Annotated in this window: 6 protein-coding genes; 1 reads left to right on the top strand and 5 read right to left on the bottom strand. The window is 68.7% G+C overall.

The features are described from left to right. Positions 1 to 100, bottom strand: a 100-nt coding sequence (locus tag JUB13_RS15610; protein WP_207480554.1) for an S-adenosylmethionine synthetase N-terminal domain-containing protein, incomplete at its 3' end; no start/stop codon positions are given. Between the two features lie 391 nt (positions 101 to 491). Here JUB13_RS15610 and JUB13_RS15605 point away from each other — a divergent pair. After that, entirely contained in the window at positions 492 to 1,358 is an 867-nt protein-coding gene (locus JUB13_RS15605; RefSeq protein WP_207480492.1) for a class I SAM-dependent methyltransferase, read from the top strand. Between the two features lie 112 nt (positions 1,359 to 1,470). Here the strand turns inward: JUB13_RS15605 and JUB13_RS15600 are convergent, their stop codons facing one another. The 4 genes from JUB13_RS15600 to JUB13_RS15585 all read right to left on the bottom strand — a co-directional run bounded on the left by JUB13_RS15600 (position 1,471) and on the right by JUB13_RS15585 (position 7,760). Next, positions 1,471 to 3,243 (bottom strand): GDSL-type esterase/lipase family protein, encoded by a 1,773-nt coding sequence (locus JUB13_RS15600; RefSeq protein ID WP_207480489.1) that lies wholly within the window; start codon positions 3,241 to 3,243, stop codon positions 1,471 to 1,473. Between the two features lie 308 nt (positions 3,244 to 3,551). Continuing rightward, positions 3,552 to 4,130: a precorrin-2 dehydrogenase/sirohydrochlorin ferrochelatase family protein gene (locus JUB13_RS15595; protein WP_328702940.1), complete on the bottom strand. Its 579-nt coding sequence runs from the start codon at positions 4,128 to 4,130 to the stop codon at positions 3,552 to 3,554. Continuing rightward, a complete protein-coding gene (locus tag JUB13_RS15590; RefSeq protein WP_207480487.1) occupies positions 4,123 to 5,874 on the bottom strand; it encodes an NADPH-dependent assimilatory sulfite reductase hemoprotein subunit in 1,752 nt (583 codons plus the stop codon). Before JUB13_RS15590 ends, JUB13_RS15595 begins: the two co-directional genes overlap by 8 nt. A 68-nt stretch (positions 5,875 to 5,942) precedes the next feature. Further along, complete coding sequence (locus JUB13_RS15585; RefSeq protein WP_207480485.1) at positions 5,943 to 7,760, bottom strand: diflavin oxidoreductase; 1,818 nt, start codon at positions 7,758 to 7,760, stop codon at positions 5,943 to 5,945. Positions 7,761 to 7,943: the final 183 nt, after the last annotated feature.

Here is a 7,943-nt window from a genome sequence, read left to right as displayed (position 1 = left end):
GGAAAAGATCGACGATCGCATCCGAAATCCGGTCGCAGACCTTGTCCGGATGCCCCTCCGATACCGACTCGCTGGTGAAGACGTAGTTGGCGCTGGGCATCGAGGACACTCCCGTGCAGTCAAAAGTTGTGGCGGGGCGGGCGGTCCGGCCGCGGAACGGCCTCCGGCGGTGACCAGGCACCCGCGGTGCTCCGCTCCGGCCTCACTGTCCTTGCAGCCCCCGCCGGCTGTCCAACCCACAATGGGAGGCTCCCCGAACGAGAGTTGCCATTCGCCCACTGCCGAGTCCGGATGCCGCTCCGGTACGCCACCACTTCCGTGTTCTCAAGGATGTCCATTCCGCGTTCGGATGATCCTCGTCCAGATTTTGTCACACCGTTCGGTGGACCGCTGATTTCCCTCGATGGTAGCGCCGAAGCAGGGGCCTCTGCTGCAACGTAGGGGCGTAATGATTGGCTGATTGGGGATCCCTTGCCGTCACGGAGCTCACGATGGGTCTCATCAGCGATGCCGCACGCCGGCGGATTATGGCCGCCTACAGGGAGAAGCGCAGCGAGGAGCGGCTCCGTTTTCACTACGAGGTTGAAAAGAGGCTTGCCGAGAAGCTGAGGGACTCGACGAAGGAGAGCCGGTCGAGCCTGTATCGCGATTGCTATGAAGAGTTGTTCCGTACGGTGGGGGACCATCCCCAGCTCACGAACAAGTTCGACAACGATGCCGCGCACGTGAAACGGCGCCTTCGCCTTCTGCTGCCCATGCTGCGCCCCGATGCAACGCTCCTCGAGATCGGGGCCGGAGACTGCCGGCTGAGCATCGCGGCCGCGCCCCATGTGCGCAAGGTGATCGCACTGGACGTGGCGCCGGCGATCATGGCACGGAACGACCTTCCCGCGAACGTGGAGCCGTGCCTGTCGGACGGCACCAGCATCCCGGTGCCCCCGGGCTCGGTCGACATCGCCTATAGCGACCAGCTCATGGAGCATCTCCATCCCGACGACGCGCTGGAGCAGCTCCGCAACGTCTTCGCGGCGCTGAAGCCCGGCGGCCGCTATCTCTGCATCACGCCCAACCGGCTAAGCGGTCCCCACGACGTGTCGCGCTACTTCGAGGATGTCGCGACCGGCCTGCATCTGCGCGAATACACGAACCGGGACCTCCTCGTGCTGATGCGCGACGTCGGCTTCCGGGAGGTCCGCGCCGTCCTGGCGGCCAAGGGCCGCAAGATCGCCGAGGTTCCGGCCAGCATGGTCTCGGCCGTGGAGGGAGTGTTCGGCGCGCTGCCGCGCCGTCTCCGGAGCTTCGCCGGCGGCCCCCTCTCCAACGTCCTCTTCGGCACGCGGGTCGTCGCCTCCAAGTAAACCCCGCGTCAAAAGGCTTCGGCGCGCGGCCCCTTTCGGGACCGCGCGCCGAATTTCATTCCAGGCGGCGCGCCGGAGGCAGCCCCGCCGGAGGCGGGGCTGCAAGGCAGGCTCAGATGAACAGGTAATCTCCAGGCGCCAGGCTCGTCACCCCGGCGATCTTGAGGGTCTCGCTTCCGCCGGTGTAGGTGACCGTCCAGTTATCGTCGTCGGCGTGCACCAGCTTCGCGCCGCTGCCGAAGCCGCGGAGTTCCAGCTTGTCGACCCCCGTCTCGAAGTCGGTGATCAGGTCGCCGGTGGTCTCGCCCTTGCGCAGGATGAAGGCGTCCGCGCCGGCGCCGCCCGTCATCTCGTCCGCGCCGGTGTCGCCGGCCAGCCGGTCATTGCCTTCGCCGCCGAACAGCTTGTCGTTGTCGGCTCCGCCCATCAGCCGGTCGTTGCCCGCGCCGCCGTACAGGATGTCGGCGCCGCGATAGCTGGTGATGGAGTCGTCGCCGTCGCGGCCGTTCATGACGTTGGCGTTGTTGTCCCCCGCCATGTTGTCGTTGCCTTCGGTCCCGTAGATCGTGTTGTCCTCGGGCTCGTCCGGCGGCGGCGTCTGCGGACCCGACACCTTGGTGACCTTCACCCGCTCCACGCCCGTGGCATGGGTCAGCACCAGCGTGTCGCCGTCCCAGCTCTGCTTCAGCCTGCTGAAGCCCTTGAACTCGAAGGTGTCGACGCCTTCCTGGAAGTCCGTGATCCAGTCGCCGTTGGACTCGCCGGGACGCAGGATGAAGGCGTCGGCGCCCTTGCCCCCGGTCATGGTGTCGGCACCGGTATCGCCGGCCAGACGGTCGTCTCCGTCCCCACCCTCCATGATGTCATTGCCCGACCCGCCCATCAGCCGGTCGTTGCCCGACCCGCCGTAGATCTTGTCGTTGCCGCCCAGCCCCGAGAGCAGGTCGTCGCCGCCGAGCCCGTGGATCACGTTGGCTTTCGAATCGCCGTGGACGTGGTCGTAGTACTGGCTGCCGGTCACGTTCTCGATGTTCTTGAGCGTGTCGGTGACCTTGATCTCGCCGGGAACGGCGTCGGTCATTCCGGCGGCCTTCAGCGCGGTGTACCAGGCATCCGCGATCTTCTTGTAGCCCTCGGGCGTGGCGTGCACGCCCGTGTCGTTCGGCGGGTCCGAGATGTCGTCGAGGGTCAGCGACGCCATGCTGACGAACACGATGTCGTAGCCCAGCGCCTTCTTCTGGGCGACCAGGTCCGGCAGGGCGGCATTGAAAGCGTTCAGCTTGTCGATCTGGGCCTGGGTGTGGGTGCGCGGATCGATCGGCGGCAGCGAGGCCAGGAAGATCTTGGGCCGGCTCTCGTGGGTCGCGACGGTGTCGATCAGATCGGACATCTGCTGAAGGATGGTCTGCAGCGTGTCCGAGGAGCGCACGTCATTGGTGCCCATCAGCAGCAGGACGCCGTCGGGCTGCGTCTTGTTCAGGTAGTCCGTGGCGCGCGGGGTCATCCAGTCGATCTGCTGGCCGGGGCTGCCCTGGTGGTCCCGGTCGGGCAGCGTGGAGGGGCCATGCTGCTGGGTGCCGACGAAGTTCACGGTCTTCCCGTCGGCCTGGAACAGCTTGTAGAGCTCGGTCCGGTAGCCGCCGTTCTCGACCAGCGGATTGGTCTGGACGTAGCCGCGGGTCAGCGAGGCGCCCATGGGCATCAGCTTGATCGGCCGGGCGGCCGAGGCATCCATGAAGGCGGTGCCCGAGCTCAGGGCTACGTCGACGGGCCCATTGGCCTTGGTGAAGTCGATGGTGTCGATGCCGGCGCCACCATCGAAGGTGTCGAGGCCGTTGCGGTGCTGGAAAGTATCGTTACCGGATGTGCCCGTGTAGGTCGCCATGGTTTCCTCAGGATCGCGCAAAGTCTGCGCGCATCCTCCATGCCTACGAAAGCACCGCAATCGGGCGCGCGGACTAATCCGCGCTGAGTGGTATTGCTTGCCGGGCCGCGCTGATCGCGGCTTCGAAACTTCCGAATTCGGGGGGCGGCGCCGTCAATGCATCGCCCGACCGGCGGAGGTCGCGGATCCTCGGAGGCAAGCCAAGTTCCGAAGCCTTTCCGTTTCCGGCGCAAAGTCGAAGCGCTTGCGGCGATTCGCCGGCGCCGGACGCCCAGGGCTGAGGGACGGGTCGACGGAGGCGACCGGAATCAGGGCAGCCAGCCGCGATCGCGCGCCATGGCGCCGGTCAGCTCGGCTGTCGTCCGCCCGTCGAGCCCCTCGGCCCGCCAGCCGCGCCGCGCACGGGCGCTCTGCTCGACGCGCTCGGTCCATTCCGCAGGGAACAGGGCTTCCAGATATCTGCGGAGCTTCGCCGCGAGCCCGGGGCTCTTTCCGCCGGTCGACACGGTGAGCAGCAGCGAGCCGCGGCGCACGACCGAGGGCGTGTGGAAGTCGCAGAGCGGCATCACGTCCTCGACATTGACCAGCACGCCAAGCGCGCGTGCCTGGGCAGCCAGGCGCTCGGCCTCGGGCTCCGCAAGCCCAGCCACCCAAAGCACCTGCAGGGCGGCGGTCTCGGCGGGGTCCGGCAGGCGCCGGCGCAGGGCCGGGCCGGCCAGGGCCTCCAGCTCCGCGTCCGGGGCGGGCGCGTAGACGGCGGGGTCGCCGCCGCCGTCCCTGAGCCAGGCCAGGCGCCGGGCCAGCAGGGGGCCGCCGCCGGCCAGCCCGATGCGCACGCGCACCGGGTCCAGCACCAGCGGCACCATCAGGCGCGGGGTCTCATCCACGGGCGCCCCCCGCGGTCGCGCCGGCATCCACATCCGCGCCAAGATCGGCATGGAAGCGGTTCCCGGCGGTGGTCGCGGCCACGTGGCCCGCCCGGATGACGTAGTCGCCGAATCGCTCGCCTTTGCGGCGCTGCTTGGCGTAGGACCGGATCAGCGGCGTCAGGACCGGCGCGATCTCCTCGGCCTTGAGGTCGCGGCGATAGAGCTTGTTCAGCCGGCTGCCGTCGAAGGCCGCGCCCAGATACAGGTTGTAGACGCCGGGCCCGCGGCCGACGAGGCCGATCTCGGCGAGATAGGGCCGGGCGCAGCCGTTCGGGCAGCCCGTCATGCGGATCACGATCTCGTCGTCGCGCAGCCCGGCCCGCTCCACCACCGCGTCCAGCTCGCTCACGAGATCCGGCAGGAACCGCTCGCTCTCGGCAAGGGCCAGGCCGCAGGTCGGCAGCGCGACGCAGGCCATGGAATTCAGCCGCAGGCCGGTATGGGCGTTGTCCAGCCCGTGCGCCTTCAGGATCGCCTCGACGGCCACACGGTTTTCCGGCCGCACCCGCGCGATGATCAGGTTCTGGTTCGCCGTCAGTCGGAAGTCGCCGTCATGGATGCGCGCGATCTCGCGCAGGGCGGTCTTGGCCGTGTGCCCCGGCACGTCGCGCACGCGCCCGTTCTGGATGAAGGCCGTGTAGTGGAAGTTGCCCTCGTGGTCCTCGACCCAGCCGTAGCGATCGCCGGTGCCGTCGAAGGCGAAGGGGCGCGGCGCGCCCAGGCTGTAGCCCAGGCGCTTCTCGACCTCGTCGCGGAACCACGCGATCCCGCGGCGCTCGATCGTGTATTTCAGCCGGGCGTGCTTGCGCACCGCGCGGTCGCCGAAGTCGCGCTGGACCAGCAGCACCTTCTCGGCCACGTCCACGGCCTGCTCGGGCGTGCAGAAGCCCAGGATATCAGCGGTGCGCGGGAAGGTGTCCTCCTCGCCATGGGTCATGCCCATGCCGCCGCCCACGGTCACGTCGTAGCCGACGACCGTCCCGTCCTCGACGATCGCGACGAAGGCCAGGTCGTGAGCGAAGACGTCCACGTCGTTGCTGGGCGGCACCGCCACCACGATCTTGAATTTCCGCGGCAGGTAGTGCTTGCCGTAGATCGGCTCCTCCTCGGTGGCGGCCTGCTCGCCGTCGTAGACCTTCTCGTCCTCGATCCAGATCTCGTGATAGGCCCCGGTGCGGGGGCTCAGATGGTCGCTGATCTCGCGCGCGAGGCGCAGGGCCTCGGCATGGGCCCGGCTCTGGTGCGGGTTGGGGTTGCACATCACGTTGCGGTTCACGTCGCCGCAGGCCGCCAGCGTGTCCAGGAGGCTGGCGTTGATCTCCTTCATGACGCGCTTCAGGTTCGTCTTGATCACGCCGTGGAACTGGAAGGCTTGGCGCGTCGTCAGCTTCAGCGTCCCGTTGGCGAACTGGTCGGAGATGCGGTCCATCTCCAGCCACTGGGCAGGGGTCGCGACGCCGCCGGGCACGCGCACGCGGATCATGAAGCTGTAGGCCTTCTCCAGCTTCTTCTTGCGGCGCTCCGAGCGGATGTCGCGGTCGTCCTGCTGGTAGAAGCCGTGGAACTTCGTCAGCAGCGTGTCGTCGTCCGACAGGGCGCCGGTGACGACCTCCTGGAGACCCTCGGCGATGGTGCCGCGGAGATAGCGGCTGTTCTCCTTCAGGATCTCGTTCTTGGAGCGGGCGGTCGGTTCGTCGGCCATGACGGCCTCCTCGCGGCGTATCGGGTTTCGGGTTCTGGGAATCGGCGCCCAGGGGATCGGCAGCGGGGTCAGTAGACGTCGCGCTGGTAGCGGCCCGCGCGCTTGAGCTCGGACAGCCAGACCTCGGCGGCCTCGGCGTCACGGCCGCTGCGGTCCTCGACGATGCGGCGGAGCATGGCGTGCACGTCCTTGGCCATCTGCTTCTCGTCACCGCAGACGTAGAGATGCGCGCCTTCCTCGAGCCAGGCGTGGAGCTCGGCCCGCCGCTCCCACATCCGGTGCTGGACGTAGACCTTCTCCGGCTGGTCGCGCGAGAAGGCCACGTCGATGCGGGTCAGAGCGCCGCTCTTCAGGTGGTCCTGCCAGTCGAGCTGGTAGAGGAAGTCGTTGGTGTAGGTGCGGTCGCCGAAGAACAGCCAGCTTCGTCCCCGGGCGCCGAGAGCTTCGCGCTCCTGCACGAAGGCGCGGAACGGCGCGACGCCGGTGCCCGGGCCGATCATCACGATGGGCGTGTCCGGCGAGGCCGGCAGGCGGAAATGCCTGTTGGGCTTAACGAAGACCGGAACCTCGGCGCCCGGGGTCAGATGTCCCGCGACATAGCCCGAGGCGACGCCCTTGCGCTGGCGGCCGTGGCTCGCATAGCGAACGACGCTGACCAGCAGGTGGGCGTCCTCGCCGGTGGCCTTGGCGCTCGACGCGATCGAGTAGAGCCGGTGCGGCAGCGGGCGCAGGAGGCCCGTGAGCTGCTCGGCCGTCAGGCGCTGGGGGAAAGCCTCGATCAGGTCGATGATCTGGCGGCCCCGCAGGAAGGCCGGCAGGTCGTCGTCCTGGGCCAGGGCGGCGATGCGCGCGTCGCCCGTGAGCCTGGCATAGGCGTCGATCACCGGGCGCGTCAGGGTCGTGACGTCGTGCTCGCGGACCAGCCGATCCCGCAGCACATCGTCGCCGCCAAGCCCCGCGATCTCCAGCAGCGTCTCCACGTCGCCGGCATCGTTGCGCGGCATGATGCCGAGCGCGTCGCCGGGCTCCCAGGTCAGGCCCGATCCCTCGAGCGACAGCTCGAGATGGATCGTCTCCTTGTCGGAGCGGCTGCCGTTCAGGTTCACGGATTCCTGGACCCGGGCCGGGAACGGATTGTCCTTGCCGAAGAGCAAGGCCGGCGCCTCGGCAAATGCGGGATCGGCGAAGACGACCCCGGCAGCGGGCCCGGGAACGGCCCCGGCGGGCTCGGGCGCATCCTCGCGCGCGAGGCGGTCGAGCGTGTCCAGCGCGGAGCCGATCCAGGCCCGGGCCGGCTTCTCGTAATCCACGTCGCACTCGACCCGGTCGGCGATGCGGGTGCCGCCCAGCGCCTCCAGCCGGGCGTCGATTCGGCGGCCCACCGCGCAGAAATTCACATAGGCCGTGTCGCCGAGGGCCAGCACCGCGAAGCGGACCCCCTCGAGGCGCGGCGCCGTCTCCGCCATCAGGGCGTCGTGGAAGCGCACGGCCCGCTCTGGCGGGTCTCCCTCGCCCCAGGTGCTGGCGATCACCAGGAGGTTGCGGGCCTCGGCCAGCGCGGCGGGCTCAGCCTCCGCCATGTCGAGCATGCGCGCGGCGAAGCCCAGCTTCGCCGCGGCCTTGCGCACCTCGGCGGCCAGCCCCTCGGCATTGCCGGATTCGGTCGCGAACAGGATGGTCAGCGGCGTCTTCGGCCGCGCCGCCGCGGCCGGGGCCACGGCCGCGGCCAGCCCCGCGGCGGGCCCCGCCGCGCTGTCGTATCCCGCGAGGAACCCGCTGAGCCAGGCGCGCTGAGACGGGTTCAGCACCGGCATGATGCCATTCAGCGAAGCGATCTGCTCCGCGGAGAAAGGGGCGGTGCGGGGCAGTTGAAGCGGGCCGAGCATGGCGAAGCGATCCCAGGCTGAAATTCCGCACATAAGTGCGTGGATCGCGCGGCGTTTTCAACACAAAAAGGGATGTTCGGGCCGGCGGGGCTGGCATGCGGAGCTGTTATTTGCTGCCTTGCGAAATCATGTGATGTGAGTCCACACTGTTAAATATCGCAGATCACGCATAAATGGTGTGAA

Origin of the sequence: Arenibaculum pallidiluteum (assembly GCF_017355985.1) — a bacterium.
Lineage (GTDB): Bacteria > Pseudomonadota > Alphaproteobacteria > Azospirillales > Azospirillaceae > Arenibaculum > Arenibaculum pallidiluteum.
The sequence above is the reverse complement of the archived record's forward strand: the minus strand, read 5'-3'. Positions and strand labels throughout refer to the sequence as shown.